This is a genomic window from Bacillus sp. FSL M8-0256 (genome assembly GCF_038005765.1).
GTDB classification, from domain to species: domain Bacteria; phylum Bacillota; class Bacilli; order Bacillales; family Bacillaceae; genus Bacillus; species Bacillus safensis.
In genome coordinates, this window is sequence record NZ_JBBOTU010000001.1 from 2,155,529 (window position 1) to 2,179,166 (window position 23,638).

Below are 23,638 nucleotides of genomic sequence, written 5' to 3' on the forward strand. Positions count from 1 at the left end.
TATTTCACCTCTCTTTCTGCCGTACGTGACTTGACAGCAGGTAGGCGTAAAACATAAAAAATACACCCGTCAGAAATAGACCGATGTTTGTATTTACCCGATACGCTGCCAGCAGAATAAAGGTGCACCCTCCGATAAACAGTAAATCGTTTAGTATTAATTTCAGTAGTACAATAAATTTTTTCACTCTCTCACTTCCTAAAAACTGAAATTTCCTGAAAAATGTTTGTTTAAGTCAACATTTGCCCCCATATCGTGATACATGGCCCTGGCAAAAGCGTTCATTACCGCTGCAGCTGGATCTATTCTCTGCGGTGATTTCGCTTTGTCTAACATAATATTTTCTTGTGCGTCTTGTTTGATGATTGCGTTATTATACGCAAAAGTTAGAAGTGGGTCGTTCCCATGAATAACCTTACTCTCGTATACCTTTTGTCTGTAGTTCTTTGTTGGTAAAGAAAGATGTTGAATCCTTTGCGGCATCTCAATCATATTAAATCCCTTACTTTCAAGCCTTTGTGCAAGGTGCAGCGCATTATATTTATCGTAAGCAGCTTCAATCACTCTCAATTTGTTGACGTGAGCAAATTCAATAATCCACCTTTCGACAAATTGATAATCAACCGCCTCCCCCGGTGTAAATGTCATCCAACCTTGATCACGCCATAAATCATAAGGCACTTTATCAGTGGCCATTTTCTCTTTTGCCTTTTCCTCTGGAATGAAGGAATGCTGGCCGACATAATAAAAGCCATCAAGAACGCCAACCCACCCGACAGAAGTCAAATCCGTTGTCATAGATAAATCTATACCAAGATAGATCGCCATTTCTTTTAAATCAGGTATTTCACCATGACAGGCCCGCCATTTAGACATTTTCATATAGCCATTGTCTTTTTGGTCAACCCAGCGATCCATGTTTTTTGTAAGAAAACTTCGCATTTTTTCAGGCACATCTAATGCAACTTTTAACGCTGACCGAAGTGATTCCATCCCTTCTGGGTAAGTTGCTACAATCGGATTTGCCTTGATCCAGTTCGACTCATCCTTTACGTCGTCTTCGGGATCAAGTTCACAGATCATAACAAAGTAGTCATCGTTTTCAATTTCAATGTCGGGATCAAGAATTTTGGAAACATATTGATACTCTTTGAAACACGGCCCGTTTAAGTTGAAACCTGCGGTAGTGATGATAACCATCAAAGGACTTCGACGTGCGACCATTCCACTGTCAATAACATCATAAATTTCACTTGTTTCATGTGCTTGGTATTCGTCGACTATTCCAAGAGAAGGGTTTTTTCCGTCTCCTACCTTTCGGGCTTCACGGGATAACGGTTTGATGATTGAATTTGTCGCGTATTTTGTTACCTGCCCGTTAGCGTCTGTGTATCTCCCTTCTAAAATAGGTGCGTGCTTTAGTTGTTCAATGATTGCTTGATAGACTTCATCTGACTGCTCTCTTGACCAACCAGCAATAAACACGCGGTGTTTTTCTCTAGTAGGAAAGATTTCATATGAAGCCATGATAGCCAGCAATTGTGATTTCGCGTTTTTTCTCGCTAACTGGATGTATGCTTTTCTAAAACGCCTGGCACCATTTTCTTTTTTGTAAAATCCGTAAATATTAGCAGCGATGAATAATTGAAAGTCTGTAAGTTCAATTGGCTTACCTGCTAATATCCCTTCTACATGATTAAATTGCTTGGCCCATTCATAGAAATCAAGAACTGCTTCCGCGTCAAAATAATACGGGCAATCTTCATCTGCTAGCCGCTCTACGTCTTTAATGAACCTCTGAACAGCCCATTTGAGCTTCTTTCCTGCTTTTATTTCCCCCGCTTGGATTTTTTCGCAATATGACCATACGCGCTCAATTAAAAGCTCCGCGGTCATTTCTTGCGTTAGCATTACATGCGACCTCCAAAGCGTTCTTCTTCTTTTGTCTTAGGCTTGTCTTCTTTCTTTGGGATAACGAGTTTACAGCGTGAGGAAATGGTTAAGCCTAAATCACTTGATGCTTGTCTGCATTGTTTAAATAATTTGTCTTGATTTATAAGAAGATCACTGTAGGCAGGATTCGCAATTTCAAACTTTTCTCCCTCTGAATTTTCAGCCAGGGATGTGATCGGTGTCTCTAATATGATTTCTGTTATTTCTAAATATTGTTTTCTTGCAAACAAAAAACGGGCAAGCGCATCTACATCTAAATTTGTCATAATTCCGATGTTTTTGAGCTCGTCCGCTATCTTTTTGAATTCTCTTTTTAAATCTTTTGGTAAATATGCAGGTGCTTTTACTTTATCATTTGGCGCCTTTACTTCTTGTTTCCTTCTTTGCTCAATCTCTTTCTTGGTAAGGTTTTTCTTGCCCTTTACCAACAATAAATCTACCGGTTGTCTAGGCCTCGCCATCCTCTCACCTCCTTTCAAAATTTCATTTAGGGAATTTCCCGCGATGTTGAGGGAGACGCGGTCTACGGCAAATCGTTTCTAGGGATTTAACCCTGGGGGGCCTCCATTTCGATGCGAAGCTGATTCATGTCTCTTTCTAAATCTGCTTGTATTGAATCCATTTTCTTATAATGTTGATCTAGTAGACTTTTGTTCCTCGTCATTCGAATGGCATTGTACAGCTTGCTGATTTTGTTTTGCTGCTTTCTGATTTCCGCGTTTGTATAGTAAGATGTGTACTCCGCTTTACACCCTGGACATACAAGAAAGTGACGTTTGATTCCACGGCCGATCTTCATAATCCTAGAACAGTATTTAACTATGAAGATTGTTCCGCAGTGATCACATGTGCATTTTTTAAAATCCATTTCCAAACCCTCCATCTTCTTTAGCGGTCTTCCTACTGTGACAGGACGCACACAATGGCTGCCAGTTAGAAGAATCCCAAAACAGTTTCTTATCTCCCTTATGCGGTGTGATGTGATCTACTACTGTAGCAGCAATACGCTTGCCTTGTAACATGCAAGACTGACACAAAGGATGCTTTGATAGATAACCTTCACGCGCTTTACGCCATCGGCTATTATACCCACGGCGTGACGATGATTCACGGTGCAGATCGTATGAAGGCTTCGATGTCTTATGCTGCTGGCAATATCCTTCGCGCGTTAGTTGAGGACATCCAGGTTCATTGCATGGTTTCAATGGCTTTTTCATTCATCGCTTCTCCCTGTTTGTACTCGATCCTTTTTTCACTTAGTCCCTTTCTTTTTCCTTTTTCTCCGGCTGTCCGTAAATTGATGTAAGTAGAACCTTCTTTGTCGAGTCCTCTCGTTTTCCAATTGAAATCTATTTCAATTCGTCCTTGCAAGGGCTCTCCGTTATGAATTACCTCTGGAACCGAATCTAAATCCTTAAGTGTGATTTGTAGTAAAGGATGTTCTTTGTTTGGCTTTTCCAAATTTGATCCCCTCCTGAATATAAAAAAAAGCACCTGTCTATAAAGACGGTGCTTCTTCCTCGCTTATATAATTTTTTCACAATATCATCTTAACACATAAACCGTCTACGTTTGGTCTATGATTTTTCTACGCTATTGGATTTCAAGCGCTTCAATCCCGAAGAATAAAACACGCATTTCATCTAAGGCTGCGTTTAAATATTTATAATAGGTGGCCCTTTCGATGTTCTCACTCTCGTAAATTTGTGCGCTGGTCATTTTATTTTGAGATAGGTATTTTTTTTCAAGTATTCTGAATTTCACTTGATCATTTTCTCCGCACAAATCCTTGTATGCTTTGACTTTAGACTGTATGAAGAGAACCATTGCCACAGTTTTACTGCGACTTCTTTTGATCGACTCGATACTTTCTAAGCTGATCTCTTCAATGTCTAAATCTTGTATAGACTTGTTATCTATCTCTATTAATTCGTCTTTTATCTTTTCACAATGGGCTACTAATCCACGGTAATTTTTTAGAAGAAGCTGCGTGTTTTGAAATCTTTTGTCTTTCTTTTTATCTTTTTTTCTTTGTCTTTCCATCTGCTCGACTGCGGCAACTGCTGCAGTTTGGGAGATAAGGGCTATCATTTCTTCTGTCAATTTCATTGGGCTGCGCCTCCTTGTGCACGTTCGATTCTTGCTTTTAAAGCTGTCATAAGTTGATCTTGCGTGCTTGTCTTGTTTTCTAGCGCTGCGGCAACATCTTCATCCATGCCACCTCTAATAGTTAGGTGATGTATGATGACTTTCTCTGTTTGTCCTTGTCTGTGCAGTCTTTTATTTGCCTGTTGATACAACTCTAATGACCAGTTCAGGCCAAACCATACGACGTGATTTCCTCCATGCTGCAAGTTCAGACCGTATGCAGCAGAAGCCGGATGCGCCAGTAATATATCAATCTTGCCGTTGTTCCAATCGTCCTCATCCTGTGGTGTTTTCAACTCCCTGACTTTCAACTTTGTTTTAGACAGAACATCCTTGATCCTCGTCTTGTCATGCTGAAAGGCATAAAACACCAAAGCTGGTTTTCCGTTTAGTCCTTCTATCAGTTCTTTAAATGCTTCTAGCTTACAATCGTGTATGTTCACTACGTTTCTTTCTTCGTCGTACGCAGCGCCATTACACAACTGTAATAGTTTGTTTGTAAGGACGGCGGCGGATCCTGCGTCAATGGTTGACTCATCTACTTCTAAAAGCATTTCTGTTTCAAGTCTTTCATATGCCGCTTGCGCTTTATCCGTCAGATTTACTGATACAGTGTTGTACATGATGTCCGGTAGTTCAAGATAGTCTGACGCTTTCATGCTGACGCAAATATCACCTATCAGCTGCTGTATAGCCTCTTCTCCCCCCGCCTTTGGCGCATAGGTGAAAACCCTATCGCGGTTTCGTTGATCAGGTTCAAAATATCTTTCACGGAATCCCGTGATATGTTTCCCCAATCGTTGACCGCCGTCTAGTAAATACACCTGCGCCCAAAGATCTAACATTCCATTCGGTGCAGGTGTTCCGGTTAGCCCTACAATCCGTTTAATGTGCGGCCTTACCCAGCTAAGCGATTTAAAACGTTTGGCCTGATGATTTTTAAAAGACGAAAATTCATCAATGACAACCATGTCAAAAGGCCATGAATTTTTATAATACTCAACTAACCACGGGATATTTTCTCGATTGATCACGTATATGTCTGCAGGTGTGTTTAATGCTCTGATTCTTTTTTTCTCTGTTCCTAAAGCCGTCTTTATTCTCAGCAGCTTTAAGTGATCCCACTTCTCAGCCTCTTTCGCCCAGGTACTTTCCGCGACTTTTTTAGGCGCGATCACTAGAACCTTGTGCACAGCAAAACGGTTATACTTTAAGTCATTTATAGCGGTTAATGTGATGACTGTCTTTCCTAAACCCATATCTAGGAATAACCCTAGTGCTGGCGTATTCAATACCCGATCAATACAATACCTCTGATAATTATGCGGAATGAATTTCATATTCGTCCCTCGCACTTCGCTATAAACACATCTACTCCTACGAAACTGTCAATCACATAAACTTCGTTTCCTAGATCCTTAATTCTCTTCTGCTGCCTGATCTGTGTCGGTCTTGGTTTTCTCCCAGGCGCCTTTAATTCTACAAAATAGACCTTGCCCCCAGGAAGAAGAACCAATCTATCCGGCACACCTATGTTCCCTGGCGATTCAAATTTATATGCCACGCCCTTGATCTTTTTCACTTGCTCTCGAAGATATTTTTCTATGTCTTTCTCACGTGTAACTTTTGCCAAGTTGACTCACCTCTTACGTTTCCTACTTTAAAAACCTTACGTGTGTATGTTTATAAATTAGGGAGATTAGGCGTTTATATAATCGCTCTAATACCTCTAATTTATCTATTTATATCTTTTTATATATTTAAGGTAGTCAAGGTAGTGATATATTAATAAATATAGATCTGTAAAGGGTTTTAACCGACTACCTTCGCTGACTACCTTCTCAGGTTTGAAAGTAGTCAAGGTAGCACCTTCCATTTTCTACAAGGTAGTCAAATTGGAGAACTTTCCTGGAGAAGGTAGTCACGGTTAAACTCTAAAAAATCCACCTTTTACGTTTCCGTAAGGTCCGAACCTTCTCGGAGAAGGTTTCTTTTCCCACCCTTCAATACTGCCTAGAATGTCGTTGATTCTCATAGTCTCAGATCTTTTAAGACGATTGATTTTCTCATGAAAACACTCAACCCATATTTCAGCTGCACATATTCTGTCGCGCTCGACTACCTCTGTATGTTCGCTCCCAAACTCACCGGACCAGTAAATCTTTCTTGTTGTTATATCCTTCTTGTTCCAGTCAGTAGGGACTTTTCTTTGTACAAATTCACGGATGATACTTTCCCACGGATCCTGTTCTGCGTGCCCTTCTTGCTGCCTCTTAGCCTCTTCTGCAAGTTCCCCTGTGAGTATGAGAGACTCGCCTAGACGCCAATATGTCACTGCCTCAGCCCAAATCTGATCAACTTCTGCAGACAGGTCATCGAATACGCTTTTAGAAGGTGTAACGGATCCGCAATCAACGGGCCAAAATCGGCGGCCTCCTGTTGCATCCTTTAAATAATCACTTCTATTACTTGTACCGAAGAAGACGCATCTTCTAGGATGCTTTTCTGTTTTTCGTGCATAAGCAGCACGGTATTGATCTTCTGTTCTGCTTAGGAAACCTTTAATTGTATTCAAATCGGACTTGTTATAAGCGCTCATTTCTCCGATCTCCATAATCCACTGACCTTGAAGTAATTCTGCAGCTTCTTTGCCCTCGAACGTTTCTAAGCTATTTGAAAACCAAGACTTACCTAGCTTCTGTACAAATGTTGTTTTACCTAAACCCTGTGCACCCGTTAGAACAGGCATCGTGTCGTACTTACATCCAGGCTCCATCGCCCTTGCCACTGCTGCAGTAAATGATTTACGACTGACAGCACGATGATAAGGTGTATCAGCGGCACCTAAATAGTCGATAAACAGCGTATCAACTCTTTTAATGCCGTCCCAGGACAAACTATTCAGATAGTCTGTAACAGGATTAAATGCATGCATAGCGGCACATTGATTTATAGCATGATTCAATTTATCTTTAGATTGAAACCCAAGTATTTTTTCAAGATAGATAATCAACCCCGAATCATCTTTCTCAGACCAAATGAAATCGCCAACTTCCGCATGCCTTGGCGCCCACGGTAACGGCGCTACACCTATCAACGAATCTGAAAATTCATCTAGTTTGATCCTTCCTTTTAAGTTCGCTTCTCCTTCTAATGCCGTCAAAATATTCTCGATAGTTTTTAGCGGCTGCCCTGTCGAAGCGCTTATTTTCAACTGTTGAATCCAGTTTAAATCTTCTTCTGCTGCTGGAAGATCCTGACCAGGGGATCCAAAATCACTCACTGCTTGTTCATACCGTTCTTTGTTTAAAATGGCTGCTACTCCCACATCATTAAGAGCAAAAGAACTCATCGCCGTGAATGAAGGCAGTCGATTGATTGGCGTATCCGGTTTTGCTTCATCATCTTGCTCACCAAATTTGTGGAGCCGCACTAAATCAAAAGCATTTACTAAACGTCCGCTGCAGGGATCTGTAGCATGATGAGAGTATAAAAATAGCCCATCATCATATATAACTGCACCCCCTACCGTGGATCCGTCTATAAATGTGTAACGGCCGCTGCCATCATCAACGGATGTGTATACACCAGGTAAAAAAGTTTCTATGGCAGAATGGATATCGTATTGCCTACAAAAAGCACCTACCACACCAGGCTTTTCCGTGGGATTTCCCTGCTTGGCTGCAAGACGTGCATGACTTTGAGTTGCGCCAGGCACTTCCGGCCATTCTGCTATGTCTCGCCAATTCTGATAGGTTGACAGCAGCCCGTCAAGATCAAGAAAAGGCTTATCCCCGTATTGATAGACATATACACCGTTGGCACAGATAGAAGGCCAATACATAAGCCTAGAAGCTTCAAACGTAGTGGGATCCGCAAAAGACATTCCGATGATCGAAGCAAGCTTTCTAGCTGCTGGTTCATATTCGTCAGCTGACGCAGTTCGATTGATAGGAACAAGCACCCGTAAACGCGGGCGCCCTTCTTCGTGCTTCCTGGTCGAATAAACGGCGTATGCACACCCCAAACCATCTAAACGGCGTAAAATATCAGCTGATCCACCTGCAGGTATGTTGTCGAGATCAAGCGTCAAGATGTCCCTTCCTGTGACGTTTGAGGCTTTCCGTCTATTATTGCGAAGAGTCCCAGCAACGAAGCCCCCAACGTCTTTCAATTCATCTTGACGCGTTTTAGGAAGCTTTAGGTATTCTTCTAAAGTTTCTGTGCCTCTGACAGCTGTACGCAGCTTATCGACCATTTCCGACCAATACAAGACTTGCGGTTGCCATTCTGTGGCTTTCCGACTTCCTGCTACAGATATGGTTATTTGACGATCATGTTGCATTTTGCCACCTACTCAAAATTTAATCTCATAAGCTTACAGGGATCACAATTCGATTCCGTAATTTTCACCATAAATCTCGATAAAATCTTTAAGAAACTCATCTAATTTATCGTAGAAAAACATATCATCTTCCGCATTTAATATGAATTTCTCGATGTCTTCTTTTTTTAAACCTAGTTCAGCTACTGCTTCACCGTTTTCTAGTTGATATTTCATGAAAGCTCTGAATGCTTGTCTTGGATCAATGTTCATCTTAGTTAAACCTCCAGTAAATTGAATTGGAATTTCTTCATCATCGCAAAATAACTCGTCATAAATTGTCACGCCAAAATCTGCGCTGGACAGACCAGCTGTCATTCCGTTACCTCCATATTGTTTCTTCCTCTTGATTTCCAGATGCCAGATCCTTTGTTTTACCAAGGGGCTTTTCACATTCTCTGCAAAATGCCTTTGTCCCTCCGTGGTGCGAAAGGTAGTCATACATAGAGCCTTGTTCTTTTTCTAAATCTCCGGCTGAATTGTAGTAATTGTGAGCTGTTCCAGTTATTCTTTCTTTAGTAAAGAATCCCCCATCACTCTTGCAATAAGGACATACGATTTTAATTGTCATTTTCGCACCTCGAATGACGGCGTATAGATATGGCCCTTAACGCCTGTCCAATTGCTGTTTTTGTAGATCGTCATTTTGATACGGTGCGTGCCGGATGTGTGATTGACGATGTAAAACTCTTTTGCTGGCGTGGCGCTTTTAAACGATCCCACTAGACTAAACCGCTGATCTTTCCAAGTGCCTCCTACTCGTTTTTGCAAAGTGAACCGATAATAGACCGTTTCAGAACCAGTTTTACGTGCTGTGACATCAATACTTTTAGCACGTGGGGTGTACGAATTCGCATCCGTGGATAGGTTGATTGTGTGTCCGGCTACAGTTTTGTATCCACTTGTTACAGCTGCAGCAGACGGCGCACAAAGCACCGCAGCTATTAAAATAAATAAAACGATCAGTAGTTTTTTCAAAATAAACACTCCTTTAACAATTTTCTTTTAATAGATCCATAGCTTGCTTGAAATAGTCCGCCTCGTTTTTATACGAACTTTCCAAAAAAGAAGAAATAACGTCTTCTAAAGCTTCCAGTATTTCCACACCCGCTTTCAGTCGGCTTATACGCTCTCTAATCGCGGTTAAGTAGACGCTCTGATCATAATTCTCTTGCATAGCATGATCGCAAAATTCTGTTGAAGAACACGTTTCAGCCGTAAGAGGGCTTGAATATTTTTGTGCCGCCTTCTCCAGCTGTTCAACTTTCACAAGTCCCCTGTAGGCATCCACCTCACTATAGAAAGGGTTGTTCAGTTGATTTTGAAGCGCTATCCGTTCTTCTTCACAAGATGAGCAGGTACATTTTCCGTTTACGATCATTTTCTTTTTCTCCTGTGAGCCCCGTGAGTATCAAAACCGCATCTTTTACAAAATCCAGCCTGTTCCTTGGCTCCCCAGTGAATTAATGTGATTTCATAGACGGACCAGTTATGGCCCTTGTACTTGCAAATCAACCTTTTAATAAAGTTCAAAAGAATCAATCCTTTTTGTAGTATTCTGTTACAAATCCATCTGCAGCAAGTGGTAAACCAGGAGCCCATGAAATAGGTTCGCTCATAAGCTTTACTACAGATTCAAGATCCGCTTTTTCAGCGGGTACATCTAAAACAACCTCGTCATGTACATGTATCACCGTTTCTAATCCGGCATTTTCAAGCCTAAAGAGTGTTTCAGCTAAACAATCCCTGGCTATAGCTTGTACAACGTTCTCCGTTATTTTTCCGCCGTAGGTGTTGACCTTCCCCCATTTTTTCGTGGTTTGATCCATACCGTAATAAAAGATAGATTCTTTCCCGAAATCATTTACCCCTAAAAAGGGTTTTACATAATAAAGCTTTCTTCCACTCGGCAAGGTTATTGACAGGAAATCTAAGCCGTTTTTTATATCGCTTTCTCTGGCAAAGACTAATCCCCTAACGCCTACAGCTTGACCGTTTCGCATAACTGATAGCGCAGCATTTTCTAACGAGTACCATAAATCGACTATGCGCCTATTTGATGATCGCCAGCGTCTAACAATGTCCGGCAGCTCATCTTCTGTCAGGCCCATTTTTAACGCACCCATACTAATAAGAGCACCGGACCCGCCTTGATACCCTAAAGCCAGCTCTGCAACTTTGCCTTTTTGTCTCAGCTCATATTCAGGATTACCTTTTGAGATCAGGGAAATATCAACACCAAACATTTGAGATGCCGAAGCTTCATAGATTCTGCCGTGAGTATTAAAAACATCTAGCCTCCATGCTTCCCCTGCAAGCCAGGCAATTACACGGGCCTCAATCGCGCTAAAATCTGAAACAGCTAGTAAATGCCCTGGGCTTGGTATAAAAGCCGTTCTAATAAGCTGAGAAAGCGTATCAGGTACATTTCCGTAAAGAAGTTTTAAAGCGTCTATGTTTTGAGCTTTAACATATTTTCTAGCCAGGCCCAATGTTTCGATATAATTTCTCGGAAGATTCTGAACTTGCACAAGCCTTCCAGCCCATCTGCCTGTGCGATTCGCTCCGTAAAATTGTAAAAGACCTCTTACTCGTCCATCTTCACAACGCGCGGCTGCCATCGCTTGATACTTCTTAACCGACGTTTTAGAAAGCTCCTGTCTAATCTCAAGCACCCTCTTAGTTTTACCTTCTAGGGACTCGATGAGCTCTGAAACCGTAGCTTTTTGAAGGTTTTCAACCTCGATGCCTTGATCACTCAACCACTTCATGAGCTGTTGAGAGCTGTTAGGGTTATTGAGTCCTGTTATCTGAATCGCTTCGTTCATCAACTCATCAGTCGATGTATCACTTATAGAAAGGGCCCCGTCTACAAGATCAAAGTCAACGGCAATTCCTTTCACATTAATAAGTTGATCCAGCTCCCATAAATTTTGTTCATATGCTGGCGGCTGAAAATGCTGCAATTTACTTTGTACAGCCATTTCAACTACAACATCCTGGATACAATAACTTTTAAAAGACTCCCATTTTTCAGGTTCATGACGCGGAAACGTTCTACTTCTCCCGCCGTTTTTCTTAGTAGGTTTTGTTGGTGTGCAAAACAATTTAATAAGCGCATTTCCAATAGACATTTTACGTTTATCATTCGGCAAACCAAGTGCTTTCGCTGTTGCTGCTAGACCTGCAGTGTATCCACAATACAAACCGTGGAACATGGTGCAGCGCCACTGATTTACCCACTGTTTAGGATCTATGCCGAAATATTTGCTTAAACAGTACCACTCAAAGGCAGCGTTATAGGCATGCTTAATGACCGCGCGATCGGAAACAGCAGATTGAACATAATCAGGAATTGTTTCACCCTGGGCTAAATCCACAACTTTTGTTTCCCCGCCGTTTATTGAATATGCAAATAAGAGAATTTGAAAGTCAGGGGACTGCACATATTTGTACAGTCCTGCCTTTTTGATGTCTACACTGCTATAAGTTTCTATATCAATGTTTAAAGAATGAATCATTGACCATACACGCCGCCAATTGGCTGGCCTGTAATGGGATCAAATTGCTGCTGCACTTGTCCTGATTGCTGCATTTGCCCTGGTTGTTGTTGCGGTGCAGCATATCCAGGTTGAGGCGTTTGATATTGCCCTGGCTGCGGCTGTTGAAATTGCACGCCCTGTTGTGGCTGTCCATAGTTTTGCTGTTGGCCATATGAAGGCGAAGGCTGCGGCGCGCCCCCAAAATCATCTGTAGCAGCAGGTGCAGCGGCGCCAAGAGGCTCCCCGTCTCGCGTCTTTTGAACGTTTGTACTTAAATAGCAACCGATCCCCTTTTTACCCTGTGCAGCATAAGGGGCAAAGTTTACAGCTACACGTCCATACATTCCGCTATAGACTTCTGTTGGATCGACAATCGGATTAAGATTAATGTCTACAATCTTAGGCGGTTGATCCACTTTTGATGAAGCGCTGAGAACCCAATGCCCTTTGCATTCTGCTCCGAACGGAAGACCGTCTGAGGGTTTAACACCGTCACCGTCATATATAGGAATGGCGACCATAGGAGGCACAACACCGTTCCATTTCTTTTCCTTACCTTGCAGCTTTGCTGCCTCGATCGCTGCATCAAGCCTTTGTTTTGTGTTTACGTCTGTCTTCGGTATAAGCAAAGTGACGCTGTATTTTTCTTCTCCTCCGTCATGTCTAGCTCTAGGGCTTAATAAATTGACATAGCTTAATCTTGCTTCACCAGTTACAACGCGAGTAGGGTTATTGTTTGACATAATTTCATTTCTCCTTTTTCCGTGTGAATTATTTTTGGAAGGGATCCCCCAATTTCCTGATAAGAATTTATTAACGTGAAAATCCGATATATCACCCATTATTATTAATCAGCCTCCGCCTTTAACTAAAATCTTCCGTAGCAGCAGGTGCATTTGAAACGGGTTGACGCTTATCACTTTCAGGAACGAGAGTAGGCTTCCCCGTTGATTTCACTACCAAACCCTCGGCCTCTAGCAAGTTTCTAAACTCTTCTTTTCCTAAAGCTTTCTCTAGTTTAGAAACAGACAATGGAACACGATCAAAGAGCATAGATTCTTCAATTCCGTTATTTTTTAGATGTTCAAAAGCTTTATCCATATCAGTAAAATTCCTTGACCCTCTGCCTTCTACAGCTTTCCAACCCGCTATACTTTTACCTTTTAGCGATTCAGCTAAAGCATACTCTTTGAGAGCTTTTACCCAGGACTCTACATGCTGGCCCTTTTCAAGCATCTGACCGACTTCTTCGTCTGTAAGTAGCGGCGGTTTCAATGCTGTAAAATCAGCCAAAGCGCTAAATTCTTCGGCGCGTGCTCTACATTGCGCCTTTGCTCTGCAGAATTTACAGTGTTCACCTGGGCTAAATTCCCCCTCTCCGTCGAAAGCTTTTTTAGCAATGGGTTTGATTTCTTCACCCCAGGCAAGAAGATCTGCTACCGAAAGATCAAATTCAGAAACATTGTTTAACCGTGGTTGAATAATTGCCAATTTAATAGACTCGATGGGAAACAAAAAACCGTATTCGACATAGGCACCCAGCGCGTACAATTTCATTTGCGAATTGTTTTCAGCGCTTACGGGAACTCCTTTACCGTATTTAAAGTCTGTGATGTACAGCGTGTTCCCGCCGATGATTAGGCAATCCACTGTACCGAACCCTTCGGGAGCATAGGCGCTATAATCTAATCGTTTTTCTACAGCTACATATGGCGGCGCTGTCATGCTTATAGTTAGCTCTTTCAAATATTCAAGATATGAATCAGTGTGTTTAAGCATTTCATCTTGAAAAAGTTCATGCTTCTTCATCTTGTTAAGTCTTCGAGTAAACGTGCTTTTTGGCATCGGCTCTAAAAAATGTTTTCTAAGCTTTAGTTCAGCTATTTCATGTGCAAGCGTTCCCTCTTCGGCATATGTTGAAGTAGAGTCGGGAAACTGTTCTTCAAGTCTTGCGCTAGGTGTGCACGCTAGCCATCTAGTCGAACCACTGGCCGACAATAGTGCATGACTTCTTTCAGCATGAGCGATTTTGCTCATATCTGAGCACCCAACTCACGTAATTTAGTTGCAAAAGATCCATAATGTTCTTGCGGCAATTGAGTCAAAGCTTGTACACCGAACGAAGCTAAAAGGCTAACAAGCTCATTTGACTTCCCCGAATCAAGTAAAGAAGATGCTGCAACGGCAAGCTGATCCTGGGTATAAGAAACTGTAGCTGTTGGCACAGTCGAAGTATTTGGCGCCTGTGGCCCAGGCTGCGGCGGCTGTTGGCTTTGTAACGGCACACCTGTTGGCACACTGTTTTGTTGCTGTGGCGCTTGTTGTGGCTGTTGTTGTTGCGGCTGTTGTCCTTGAAGAGGCGTTACTTTCATACCTCCCAATGCTGCAGCCAATTTTTCTAGCGCTTCTACGAGACCAGGAGCTTCAATTTTTACGTTGATATTCATTTGTAAAACCTCCGAATTGTTTAATGTGATATAATTTCAATGAGTTTTTTGTTAAATGTCCATCAGTTGCCGCTGATGGGCTTTTTTACGCTTTCGACGTTGAGACCTTTCTCGGTTAAGCGAGATAAGACAGATTCAAAATCGATCAGTTTATCAGAAGGGATCTCCATACGCTTTAAGTCCTCGCAATTTAACACGATCAAAGAAGCTACTTCTATACATGATGCAAAATCATTATCATCAATTGCTGCAGTGAGATCGTTAATTGAGCGTTTAACAGATTCGATAAGACGGATCGCTTTTTGTTGATCGCTTTTGTAAAAATCCAATTTGACGTTCATGAGTCATTCACCCCCTTTCAGGCTTGCCACTTAATTTCAAGAAAAGTGCATGCGCTAAGACAAAATCATTCGCGTCACCACTGATAAAATAAGGTTTTGATAAATTGCAGATTCTTGAAACCTCGGATCCTTTGCACATTTTGCTTGCGAAGATAACCCTATTTACTTTCATGAAAACACTTCGCTCTCAATAGATTTTAAAAATTAACATATTAAGGATTAATTTTGTATTTACTTAAATACAATAATGTGGTATTATTTCTTTGTTAGTTGGTCTTGATTTTGTAAGATTTTCTCAATCGTAATTTCCCATAACACTGTGATTGGCTTTGTTCCTTCTCCCCAATGGTTAAGGATCTCAATCGCAGAAGTAGGATCTACTTTTGAAAGCTCGCTTAATTTGACCGGTAGGTAGGCATTTTTATTAACTATGTCGAAATCAATAGGCAGGCCACACAAAATAATCACCTCCTTTAAGACAAAAAGTCTTAAAAAACACTAAAAAAAATCAAGAAACTGTGTCATAATAAGATGCATAAAACAAATACTCGACTGACACACCGTAAAGTTTAGCCAGTTTTAACCTGTTTTCCTTAGATGGTTGACGATAACCATTCTCCCAAGTGCTTACGGTTGTTTGATGCACCCCTAGCAGCTCAGCTATTTTAGATTGACTGAAACCTGCTTTAGATCTTAAAAGTACGAGTTTTTCATTCATCACATGAACCACCCCCTTAAGACAATTTGTCTTATTTATTTGGTGATTCCTATTATATAAGACAAATAGTCTTAAAATCAACAGGTTTTTTACATAAACTCATAAATATTTTTCTTTTATGTACTTAAATCCTTGTCTGACAAGGGTTAAGGAGGTCTATAAATTGGAGCTTAAGGACAAATTAAAACACCTAAGAAAAGAACATAAGATGAATCAGGCTGACCTTGCAGAAGCGCTCGGTGTTCACCAAACTTATGTTTCAGCTATAGAGAGAGGAAAGCAAAAACCTGGACGGGAAACACTGATTAAACTGTCTAAGATTTTTGATGTCACTATTGACTATCTAACTGGAACGGATACCAACGATAAACCTAAGTACAGTGAATCAGAAAAACAATTTGTGTCTGAATACACAAAGCTGTTTCCGTCTGAACTTTCTATGAAAGTAAGTGAAGTCGTTGAAAATTACAAAGCAGATACGGATGAGGCCGTTCTAACCAAAGAAGAAGCTGAGGAAGCAATTAAATATATAAAATATCTGCTATCACAGAGAGAACAAAAATAGCTCCTTGCTTTTCAAAGGGCTATTTTTTTAAGGAGGATTTACGTTGAAAGCTGCACTTTACTACAGGGTATCCACCCCAGGACAAGCCACAGAAGATAAATACAGCCTAAGATCCCAAAAAGAAGAACTGACCAAATACGCAGCGTCACAAGGATGGACTGTAGTTGGAGAGTTCCAGGATGTCGGCAGCGGTGGCAAGTTAGAGAAAAAAGGACTTAACCAATTACTAGATTTTGTCGAAGAAGGTAAGTGCGAAGTCGTCTTATGCATAGATCAAGATCGGCTTAGCAGATTAGATTCACTTGGATGGGAATTTTTAAAATCAACCCTTCGAGAGAATCGCGTCAAAATAGCTGAACCTGGCTTCATCACAGATTTAGACAATGAAGATGATGAATTTATTAGTGACTTGAAAAACTTAATTGCCCGAAGGGAAAAAAAGAAAATAGTTTTAAAGATGATGCGAGGCAAAAGACAAAGGACGCGCGAGGGCAAAGGATGGGGCAAAACTTTTTGGGAATACAATTACGATAAAGCCACGGGTACTTACTCCATAAACGAGGATTGGGCTTGGGTCATTCCTTTTATAGATAAGTTGTACATCGACAAGAAATACAGTTATAAAGATATTGTAAATGAGCTAAATAAAATAAGCCTTACCCCAACGGGAAAGAAATGGAACATTACTCTTGTTGCCGAAAGGTTTAGAAGCAAAGCCTTTCACGGTGTACTTGAAAAAAATTTCAAAAACGAAGGACCAATAAGAGCTGAAAAACTTGTCTACCCTCCCCTTCGCACTTTAGAAACATACGAAAAGATCTGCAAAATAAGAGAAGAAAAATTAAGACGAAAAAAAGTAGAATACTTTCATTTCTTGAGAAAGGTAAATTTTAAGTGCGCCGAATGCCAAAAAAAACTCAGCATAGTACATTCTAAAAACGTCAGTGCAACAGAAGGATATTTTTACCTTACGCATAACAGACAGTATGATTGTAAGGTATCAATCAACAGCATAAGATTTGATAAAAACCTATCTAAAGCTATAAAAGAAATTTTAAAGAGCGAGAGCATGGCAAAAAAATATGTCAAAATTGATCATACTCAGAAGGATCTTGAGGACATGGAAAAGCAGGTAAAAGCAGAAAGAAAGAATTTAACGAAGGTTTCAGAGAAAAAGGATTTGCTGCTGCCCCTCTACCTAGACGGAAAGTTTCCAAAGGAGCAGTTAGACAAACAATACTCGATGCTTGAAGCGCAAGAAGAACACCATAAAAAACAGGTTCGTTCACTCGAAGAGAAACTACATCTTATAAAATCTAAAATGTTCAACTATAATCTAATCACATCATATCTTTCTGTTGCAGAAAGGTTTGAAACTTTATTAACTGTAGAAGAACAAACAGAAATGATCTCCACCCTGTTTCCGCAGGGAATGGTCTATGAGAATGAAATACTTTTAGAGGGCTATCTATCCGAAAACGTCCCAATCGAGATCGCCATACCTGTTGACCCTGATCCATTCAACGTTAAAAACAAATGGGATCGTGACCCTCTAGGCAGGTATAATAAAATTCAAGAATACATGAACGAACACCCTCATAAGACTCAAAAAGAGATAGCAGAAGCGTTAGATATGGCACCAAGTACAATCGTCAGACTTAGGGATAAATTTGGAGAGTATAAAAATTATACAAAAGTGATTAACCACGACCCTAAAGGCAAAGCAGAGATTTTAAAAGAATACTACTTAAAAAATCCCGAAGCTTCATTAAGAAAAACAGCGCGAGACACGGGCATTTCAACCACTACAATACGCAGGATTAAAAAAGACTATGGGATTTAGGTGTTCCATAGTTTTCTTTTGTTTGAATATATATTTATTTTTTTGAAAATTGTTGGCATTGCGTTGACAGTCACATCACCGTAGTGAACAGATACTGCTTCTTTCTCTGTCGTCTGATCGATTTCCAGTACCTTGAGCTGAACAGCTAAATTCGCATCTGTATAGTATTCTACATCTACTTGTTTCACATAAGCCTTCAAATGCTCGTAATCTAGCTTTTCTACTTGATACTGAACCCCTTCATGTAAATAAATCGCCTCATCATGAAGCAGTGTCATTGCACTGAATCGATCCATCTCTCCAATAATCCGAACATTCGCTACGTCGGATTGATCCACAATCACCACATTTTCTTGGCTTGCAGACCGCAGGCTGATGCCATGCGCTGGGAACGATTGATCTGACCAATAATACCGGTTCCCGCTAAAATGAAGAACCCCTTCCTCATGCAAGTATTGCAAAATGTCCTCTACTTCCATGCCGCCAAACTGTTCATCCGTCCGAAATGGCAGCTCGTAGGAAGCACATTTTAGATGATCCACTAAAATAATGAGATTTTCAGGATTGATTCTGGCTGCTTCAGGCGGTCTATTAAAGAAATATTCAGGGTGTCTGACAATATATTGATCAAGGGGTGAGGAACTTGCCACCATGATAATGAGCGCCTCCTCATGACGCCTTCCAGCACGTCCTGCCTGCTGCCATGTACTTGCTACACTACCAGGATACCCCGTCATAATGCATACCTTTAGCTGACCTATATCTACCCCTAATTCTAGTGCGTTCGTGCTCACGACACCTAGAATGTCTCCTTCTCTTAACCCCTTTTCAATCACGCGCCGCTCTTTTGGCAAATAGCCTCCGCGATACCCGCGAATCGATTTTGGACCGATTTCTTTTTTCACAAGCTCTTGAATATGACTTAAAATCACTTCTACTCGTACTCTGCTTCTAGCAAAAACGATCGTTTGAATTTTTTCTTTTAAAAATGTTTTAGCCAATTGGTTGACGACAGTGGCAGCGCTTTGTCTAATATTTAATGGTTTATTCACCACCGGCGGGTTATAAAACACAAAATTCTTTTTACCGCTAGGCGCTCCGTTTCGTTCAATAAGATGCACTTTGCTCCCTGTGAGCTGCTGCGCCAGCTCTTTTGGATTTGCAATCGTTGCGGAAGTACAAATGAAAATTGGATCACTTCCATAAAATGCACAAATACGTTTTAACCTGCGAATCACATTAGCCACATGACTGCCAAAAACGCCTCGATATGTATGAAGCTCATCAATGACAATATACTTCAAATTCTCAAATAAACTGACCCATTTCGTATGATGAGGCAAAATAGCTGAATGCAGCATATCTGGGTTTGTGATGACAATATGTCCTGCTTGTCTGACTCGCTGCCGAATGGCCGGGGAGGTGTCCCCGTCATATGTTTCACTATGAATCGGAACATCCATCTCGTGGATGATCTCGTTAAGTTCACTCTTTTGATCCTGTGCGAGCGCTTTTGTTGGAAATAAATAAAGAGAGCGGTTTGTCTGGTCTTCTGCAATCGACTGAAGAACAGGCAGATTGTAGCAAAGCGTTTTACCTGAAGCTGTTGGTGTAACCGTTACTACATGCTCACCATCCATTACTCGTTCAAAGGCTTCTTTTTGATGAATATACAGCTCTTTCACGCCTCGTTTTTCAAGCGCCTTTTTTAGCCTGTCGTCCACTCTTTCAGGAACGGGTGAGGTCTGTGCAGGCTTTGCTTCAATTTCATGCCAATGTTCTACCTGTTCGTCTTTCTTTAATTCTTCTATCAGTTCGTTCATTGTTTTCTTTTTCATATTGCGTCCACCTCTCATTCTAGTGTACCGAATATTTGTTTGCATGACTAGGCGGCAATTTTTTGATGCGGACTTATGAGCAAATACTTTGAACTGTTGTAACAGTATCTATTACACTTCTAAAGTGAAATGATTTTATCAAGGAAGAAGATGATCAGATTGAAAAACGAATTTAAGCCTTTATTTGAACCATTTACGTTTCCAGGAGGCGCCTCTATTGATGGCCGGTTAGTGGTTGCTCCAATGACACACTTCGGTTCTCATGACGACGGCACCATTTCAAAAGACGAAATTGACTTCATTACAGCTAGATCAAGTGAAATGGGCATGGTCATTACAGCATGTGCGAATGTGACTCCAGATGGGAAGGCATTTGAAGGACAGCCTTCTATCGCAAGAGATGAAGATATCCCTGGCCTGAAAAAACTGGCTTCAGCTATCCAGGCAAAAGGAACAAAAGCCATTATTCAAATTCATCACGGCGGCTCTCAGGCTCTCCCTCATTTAGTTCCAAACGGTGATGTGGTTGCGCCAAGTGATGTGTTTAAAGATGGAAAACAAATTGCACGCGCTTTAAAAGAAGAGGAAATTACGCATATTATCGACTCCTTTAAAGAAGCGGCAAGACGAGCGGTTCAAGCAGGGTTTGACGGCGTGGAAATTCACGGGGCAAACGGTTATTTATTACAGCAATTTTACTCACCGCATAGCAATCAGCGTACAGATCAATGGGGAGGAAACGAAGAAAAACGTCTAGCTTTCCCTATTGCTGTTGTAGATGCAGTTAAAGAGGCCATCAAAGAGCATGCGGCTAAACCGTTTATCTTTGGATACCGGTTATCTCCTGAAGAGCCAGAAACTCCTGGTTTAACAATGACAGAGACGTTTACATTAGTGGATGTTCTCAAAACAAAAAGCCTCGATTATTTGCATATCTCTTTAATGGAGATTGGCTCTAAAGCAAGACGAGGCGCAGATTCTAATAAGACACGTATGGAACTGCTAAAAGAACGCTGCGGCGATGCTCTTCCACTTATTGGAGTAGGCAGCGTCATTACAGCTGAAGATGCACTCCATGCTTACAATCAAGGAATTCCTCTCATCGCTGTCGCACGAGAGCTGATCGTCGACCCAGATTGGGCAAAGAAAATTAAAGAAGGCAGAGAACAAGAGATTGAAACCGTCATTAAACGCAGCCAAAAAGACAAGTATCTTATTCCAGAAGGATTGTGGTCTGTCATGGAAGCGAGTCAAGGCTGGGTTCCAATGGAGGATTAATGTCCTCACCTCAATAAAAAACTACCCTATCAATGGGTAGTTTTTTTCATGAACTATTTCATTTTCACTGTAAAGAGCTTGGACGTCTGCTTTTCTACAGAGCCTTTTGGTTCTTTATCAAGTCGTTCGATAAGGTCACCGTTCATAATCACAATCGGTGTCACTGTACTTGACGCTTTCTCTTCAATCAGTTCTAAATCACACGTAATAAGAGGATCCCCGATTTTCACCTTATCCCCTTCTTTCATGTGCGCTTCAAATCCTTCACCATTTAACCCAACTGTTTCAAGTCCGATATGAATCAGAAGCTCAAGCCCCGAGAGTGTTCGAATGCCAATTGCATGTTTTGTATGGAAGAGCTGAATGATTTCACCCTCTACTGGTGACACAATCGTCCCACTTTTTGGTTTTACTGCTACGCCGTCTCCCATCATCTTTTGAGAAAAGACGGGATCTGGTACATCAGTCATATCCATTAACTCTCCATCAACTGGAGAATAAATGACTTCTTCCTTTACATCATCTTGGTTTTTTCCGAAACCGAATAATTTTTTCAGCAATGTCAATTTGCTCCCTTCAAGCTTTGCTTCCTAAATCTATTTCGTGTATGAAACTTTACGCCCATACACCTTGCTTCATTCAACACTATTTAATCATAATTTTTTCCTCTCATCAATTGATAACCGCCTGCGCCCCCTCTGCATAGGCTGTAGATGAGAGGTGATTTAGATGAAACATGAAGGCGAAAAAAAACATGAAATGCTGGCAAATGAAGATATGCTATATGAAGCGATTGAACAATTTTTTGCATCCTCCCCGTTTCACGAGATATTAAATAGTGCAGAGGCACTCATGACCACATCGCATTCACTTGCATCCATTACGACCGATGTGACAGAGGATGAACAGAATGTGTATATCGAGATTCAATTTCCAGACCATTTTGTCGAAGGAGACATTGCGCTAGAAGTAAAAGCCCAATATTTACACTTATCAGTACAGGAAAAAATCAAAACGAATACGACTACCTCGTATTCAAGTTTTACTAAAACGATTTTAATGCCGGCAAAAATAGATGAGACAAAAATGAAGAGTGTGTGGAAAGATCAATCGCTTCATGTGTCTGCGCCAAAGCAAACAACCCAATAGTTCAATCTATTGGGTTTAGCTATGCTTTAAAAATGCTTGTAAATCCTTTCGCCAATGAGCCTACTTGATTCATTGTACTCATCATTTGGCCAGCTGTATCAAACATTTTGTTAAAATCGTATTGCCCATTCGTCTTTTTGAATTGTGACAGCACACTTTTAAATTGAGATGGCTGCTGTTTTTGCGGCCTTGGCAATGGATAAGGGTTCATAGGCGGCTGCATGGGCATCATGCCTGGAGGCGGCTGCATTTGGGGTGGATTCATCGCTTCAGGCGGCTGCATAAGCGGCACGTTTTCTTGGTATCCATAAGGCGGCTGATAAACAGTAGATGGTGCCTGATTCATTCCCCCTCCACCTTGATACGGCGGCATGAAATAGTCTGGAGGCTGCGGAGGCTGCTGCTGCATCTCTGGATACGGAAAAGGCCTTTGCTTGAATTGATTGAATTCATAAGGCTGCTGGTTTGAATAAGGGAACATCTATCTCGCTCCTCTCGCTCTCAACACATATTGATGTCACTCATATATTATGACCAAGAGCAGAAGATGTGCCTAAAGAAGCCATAAGAAAAACGCAGCATCATGTCTTTAGCTGCGCTTTTTGATTTCTTCTATTAAAAGGTTCAGAGTGTAAACCACTGACTCAACTAAATTTTTTACACGGGGTGCGTGCTGTTTACCAAAATAAGATTGCAGGACAACCTCTTTACCATTTTCTTTTACGGCTTCAAGCTGTTCTTGGTGTAAATATCTAGGTTTGGCCTGCTCAATAAACGAGATCGCAGCGGTGAGCCACTCCTCCATTTTCTGATCAAATGTAACAACGGCCGGCTGAATATCCGTATAAAAATCATACGATGGGTACTCCTCTTCAGCCTTTCCCTTTTGGTACTGCTCATATGCTTCTTCGATCCATATTCTCAAGTTTTGTGTATGTTCAAGTAATGTTTGATTATCCAAAGTGTTCACCTCTATGAACCATCCTATCAAACGTTTACCTATTGCTCAAATAGAAAAGCTATCCGGCGTGATATGCCGGTCTTACTGCCAGTTTATACTCGGCTGCATGAAGCTTCACTTCACAGTCCTTTACTTCTGATTCAAGCCGGTCAATCATTTGTTCTTGCTCTTCTATCGCTGCACGTTTCGTCTGCTTCACAGCAAGAGACAGCTCTTCCTCCACCGCATCAATTTTTCGCTCGATTTCCTCTAACAACTGCATAATGGATTCTTTTGATACAAATTCGCTCATCATCAGATTCCTCCTTTATTGTCTCTCGTTACATTCTCTTTTCTTTCTCCCCCTCCTTCACACATGACAAAACTAGAAGCAAATCGCCAATCTAAGTGTAGATGAGCGCTATTTCTTCCTTTTCGACAGATGGCTTGTCCTTCTTTGTATGATTGCGTCCGATTGTGTAAATTCTAAGG

The 23,638-nt window shown here is 41.2% G+C and carries 29 protein-coding genes and 1 pseudogene; 4 read left to right on the forward strand and 26 right to left on the reverse strand.

The window, feature by feature from the left end; translation table 11 throughout:
* Positions 1 to 4: 4 nt before the first annotated feature.
* From NSQ76_RS10885 to NSQ76_RS10985, 21 genes are all read right to left on the reverse strand, one after another.
* Complete coding sequence (locus NSQ76_RS10885; RefSeq protein ID WP_087977459.1) at positions 5 to 187, reverse strand: hypothetical protein; 183 nt, start codon at positions 185 to 187, stop codon at positions 5 to 7.
* Positions 188 to 198: 11 nt separating this feature from the next.
* Positions 199 to 1,911 carry a terminase large subunit gene (locus NSQ76_RS10890; RefSeq protein ID WP_341053776.1) on the reverse strand — a complete coding sequence of 571 codons (1,713 nt, stop codon included), beginning with the start codon at positions 1,909 to 1,911 and terminating at the stop codon, positions 199 to 201.
* The gene (locus NSQ76_RS10895; RefSeq protein WP_341053779.1) at positions 1,911 to 2,414 is read right to left on the reverse strand and encodes a phage terminase small subunit P27 family; all 504 of its coding nucleotides are present in this window, start codon (positions 2,412 to 2,414) and stop codon (positions 1,911 to 1,913) included. Before NSQ76_RS10895 ends, NSQ76_RS10890 begins: the two co-directional genes overlap by 1 nt.
* Before the next feature lie 86 nt (positions 2,415 to 2,500).
* Positions 2,501 to 2,821 carry a transglycosylase gene (locus tag NSQ76_RS10900; RefSeq protein WP_335356428.1) on the reverse strand — a complete coding sequence of 107 codons (321 nt, stop codon included), beginning with the start codon at positions 2,819 to 2,821 and terminating at the stop codon, positions 2,501 to 2,503.
* Positions 2,811 to 3,170: an HNH endonuclease gene (locus tag NSQ76_RS10905; RefSeq protein ID WP_341053782.1), complete on the reverse strand. Its 360-nt coding sequence runs from the start codon at positions 3,168 to 3,170 to the stop codon at positions 2,811 to 2,813. The genes NSQ76_RS10900 and NSQ76_RS10905 overlap by 11 nt, the downstream gene beginning before the upstream one ends.
* A complete protein-coding gene (locus tag NSQ76_RS10910; protein ID WP_341053785.1) occupies positions 3,142 to 3,414 on the reverse strand; it encodes a hypothetical protein in 273 nt (90 codons plus the stop codon). Before NSQ76_RS10910 ends, NSQ76_RS10905 begins: the two co-directional genes overlap by 29 nt.
* A 132-nt stretch (positions 3,415 to 3,546) precedes the next feature.
* Positions 3,547 to 4,062: a hypothetical protein gene (locus NSQ76_RS10915; RefSeq protein ID WP_335356432.1), complete on the reverse strand. Its 516-nt coding sequence runs from the start codon at positions 4,060 to 4,062 to the stop codon at positions 3,547 to 3,549.
* The gene (locus NSQ76_RS10920; protein WP_335356433.1) at positions 4,059 to 5,441 is read right to left on the reverse strand and encodes a DEAD/DEAH box helicase; all 1,383 of its coding nucleotides are present in this window, start codon (positions 5,439 to 5,441) and stop codon (positions 4,059 to 4,061) included. Before NSQ76_RS10920 ends, NSQ76_RS10915 begins: the two co-directional genes overlap by 4 nt.
* On the reverse strand, positions 5,438 to 5,734 hold the full coding sequence (locus tag NSQ76_RS10925) for a VRR-NUC domain-containing protein (protein ID WP_106052349.1): 297 nt from the start codon (positions 5,732 to 5,734) through the stop codon (positions 5,438 to 5,440). Before NSQ76_RS10925 ends, NSQ76_RS10920 begins: the two co-directional genes overlap by 4 nt.
* 294 nt (positions 5,735 to 6,028) lie before the next feature.
* On the reverse strand, positions 6,029 to 8,446 hold the full coding sequence (locus NSQ76_RS10930) for a virulence-associated E family protein (RefSeq protein ID WP_341053790.1): 2,418 nt from the start codon (positions 8,444 to 8,446) through the stop codon (positions 6,029 to 6,031).
* Between the two features lie 42 nt (positions 8,447 to 8,488).
* Positions 8,489 to 8,803, reverse strand: coding sequence for a hypothetical protein (locus NSQ76_RS10935; protein ID WP_341053794.1), 315 nt, complete (start codon positions 8,801 to 8,803; stop codon positions 8,489 to 8,491).
* Between the two features lie 4 nt (positions 8,804 to 8,807).
* The gene (locus tag NSQ76_RS10940) at positions 8,808 to 9,056 is read right to left on the reverse strand and encodes a hypothetical protein (RefSeq protein ID WP_341053796.1); all 249 of its coding nucleotides are present in this window, start codon (positions 9,054 to 9,056) and stop codon (positions 8,808 to 8,810) included.
* Entirely contained in the window at positions 9,053 to 9,463 is a 411-nt protein-coding gene (locus NSQ76_RS10945) for a hypothetical protein (RefSeq protein WP_445661664.1), read from the reverse strand. Before NSQ76_RS10945 ends, NSQ76_RS10940 begins: the two co-directional genes overlap by 4 nt.
* Positions 9,464 to 9,476: 13 nt before the next feature.
* On the reverse strand, positions 9,477 to 9,866 hold the full coding sequence (locus tag NSQ76_RS10950) for a hypothetical protein (protein ID WP_341053802.1): 390 nt from the start codon (positions 9,864 to 9,866) through the stop codon (positions 9,477 to 9,479).
* 157 nt (positions 9,867 to 10,023) lie between these two features.
* The gene (locus NSQ76_RS10955; protein ID WP_445661665.1) at positions 10,024 to 12,006 is read right to left on the reverse strand and encodes a DNA polymerase; all 1,983 of its coding nucleotides are present in this window, start codon (positions 12,004 to 12,006) and stop codon (positions 10,024 to 10,026) included.
* Positions 12,003 to 12,770 (reverse strand): DUF2815 family protein, encoded by a 768-nt coding sequence (locus tag NSQ76_RS10960; protein ID WP_341053804.1) that lies wholly within the window; start codon positions 12,768 to 12,770, stop codon positions 12,003 to 12,005. The genes NSQ76_RS10955 and NSQ76_RS10960 overlap by 4 nt, the downstream gene beginning before the upstream one ends.
* 121 nt (positions 12,771 to 12,891) lie before the next feature.
* Positions 12,892 to 14,064, reverse strand: a complete 1,173-nt coding sequence (locus NSQ76_RS10965; protein ID WP_341053807.1) for a DUF2800 domain-containing protein — start codon at positions 14,062 to 14,064, stop codon at positions 12,892 to 12,894.
* Positions 14,061 to 14,474, reverse strand: a complete 414-nt coding sequence (locus NSQ76_RS10970; RefSeq protein WP_341053810.1) for a hypothetical protein — start codon at positions 14,472 to 14,474, stop codon at positions 14,061 to 14,063. Before NSQ76_RS10970 ends, NSQ76_RS10965 begins: the two co-directional genes overlap by 4 nt.
* Before the next feature lie 62 nt (positions 14,475 to 14,536).
* Positions 14,537 to 14,815, reverse strand: coding sequence for a YqaH family protein (locus tag NSQ76_RS10975; protein WP_335356443.1), 279 nt, complete (start codon positions 14,813 to 14,815; stop codon positions 14,537 to 14,539).
* Between the two features lie 255 nt (positions 14,816 to 15,070).
* The gene (locus NSQ76_RS10980) at positions 15,071 to 15,274 is read right to left on the reverse strand and encodes a hypothetical protein (protein WP_106052318.1); all 204 of its coding nucleotides are present in this window, start codon (positions 15,272 to 15,274) and stop codon (positions 15,071 to 15,073) included.
* A gap of 49 nt (positions 15,275 to 15,323) precedes the next feature.
* Positions 15,324 to 15,533, reverse strand: a complete 210-nt coding sequence (locus NSQ76_RS10985; protein WP_341053812.1) for a helix-turn-helix transcriptional regulator — start codon at positions 15,531 to 15,533, stop codon at positions 15,324 to 15,326.
* A 163-nt stretch (positions 15,534 to 15,696) separates the two neighbouring features.
* On the opposite strand from NSQ76_RS10985, the gene NSQ76_RS10990 reads away from it, so the two are divergent.
* Positions 15,697 to 16,098, forward strand: a complete 402-nt coding sequence (locus NSQ76_RS10990) for a helix-turn-helix domain-containing protein (RefSeq protein WP_057079363.1) — start codon at positions 15,697 to 15,699, stop codon at positions 16,096 to 16,098.
* A gap of 43 nt (positions 16,099 to 16,141) precedes the next feature.
* A complete protein-coding gene (locus tag NSQ76_RS10995) occupies positions 16,142 to 17,941 on the forward strand; it encodes a recombinase family protein (RefSeq protein WP_341053815.1) in 1,800 nt (599 codons plus the stop codon).
* Positions 17,942 to 17,970: 29 nt separating this feature from the next.
* On the opposite strand, the pseudogene NSQ76_RS11000 reads toward NSQ76_RS10995, so the two are convergent.
* Positions 17,971 to 19,779, reverse strand: a pseudogene (locus tag NSQ76_RS11000) (DEAD/DEAH box helicase); the annotation flags it as partial.
* 159 nt (positions 19,780 to 19,938) lie between these two features.
* On the opposite strand from NSQ76_RS11000, the gene NSQ76_RS11005 reads away from it, so the two are divergent.
* Entirely contained in the window at positions 19,939 to 21,057 is a 1,119-nt protein-coding gene (locus NSQ76_RS11005; RefSeq protein WP_024428115.1) for an NADH-dependent flavin oxidoreductase, read from the forward strand.
* Positions 21,058 to 21,110: 53 nt separating this feature from the next.
* On the opposite strand, the gene NSQ76_RS11010 is transcribed toward NSQ76_RS11005, so the two are convergent.
* Positions 21,111 to 21,617 (reverse strand): PTS sugar transporter subunit IIA, encoded by a 507-nt coding sequence (locus NSQ76_RS11010; RefSeq protein WP_024422767.1) that lies wholly within the window; start codon positions 21,615 to 21,617, stop codon positions 21,111 to 21,113.
* 169 nt (positions 21,618 to 21,786) lie between these two features.
* On the opposite strand from NSQ76_RS11010, the gene NSQ76_RS11015 reads away from it, so the two are divergent.
* The gene (locus NSQ76_RS11015; protein WP_024422768.1) at positions 21,787 to 22,206 is read left to right on the forward strand and encodes an Hsp20/alpha crystallin family protein; all 420 of its coding nucleotides are present in this window, start codon (positions 21,787 to 21,789) and stop codon (positions 22,204 to 22,206) included.
* 19 nt (positions 22,207 to 22,225) lie between these two features.
* Here NSQ76_RS11015 and NSQ76_RS11020 read toward each other — a convergent pair whose 3' ends face one another.
* The 3 genes from NSQ76_RS11020 to NSQ76_RS11030 form a co-directional block, all read right to left on the reverse strand.
* Positions 22,226 to 22,687, reverse strand: a complete 462-nt coding sequence (locus NSQ76_RS11020) for a YppG family protein (protein WP_024422769.1) — start codon at positions 22,685 to 22,687, stop codon at positions 22,226 to 22,228.
* Between the two features lie 108 nt (positions 22,688 to 22,795).
* Positions 22,796 to 23,176 carry a YppE family protein gene (locus tag NSQ76_RS11025; RefSeq protein ID WP_224426683.1) on the reverse strand — a complete coding sequence of 127 codons (381 nt, stop codon included), beginning with the start codon at positions 23,174 to 23,176 and terminating at the stop codon, positions 22,796 to 22,798.
* Between the two features lie 49 nt (positions 23,177 to 23,225).
* The gene (locus NSQ76_RS11030; RefSeq protein ID WP_225315530.1) at positions 23,226 to 23,459 is read right to left on the reverse strand and encodes a DUF5446 family protein; all 234 of its coding nucleotides are present in this window, start codon (positions 23,457 to 23,459) and stop codon (positions 23,226 to 23,228) included.
* Between the last annotated feature and the right edge of the window lie 179 nt (positions 23,460 to 23,638).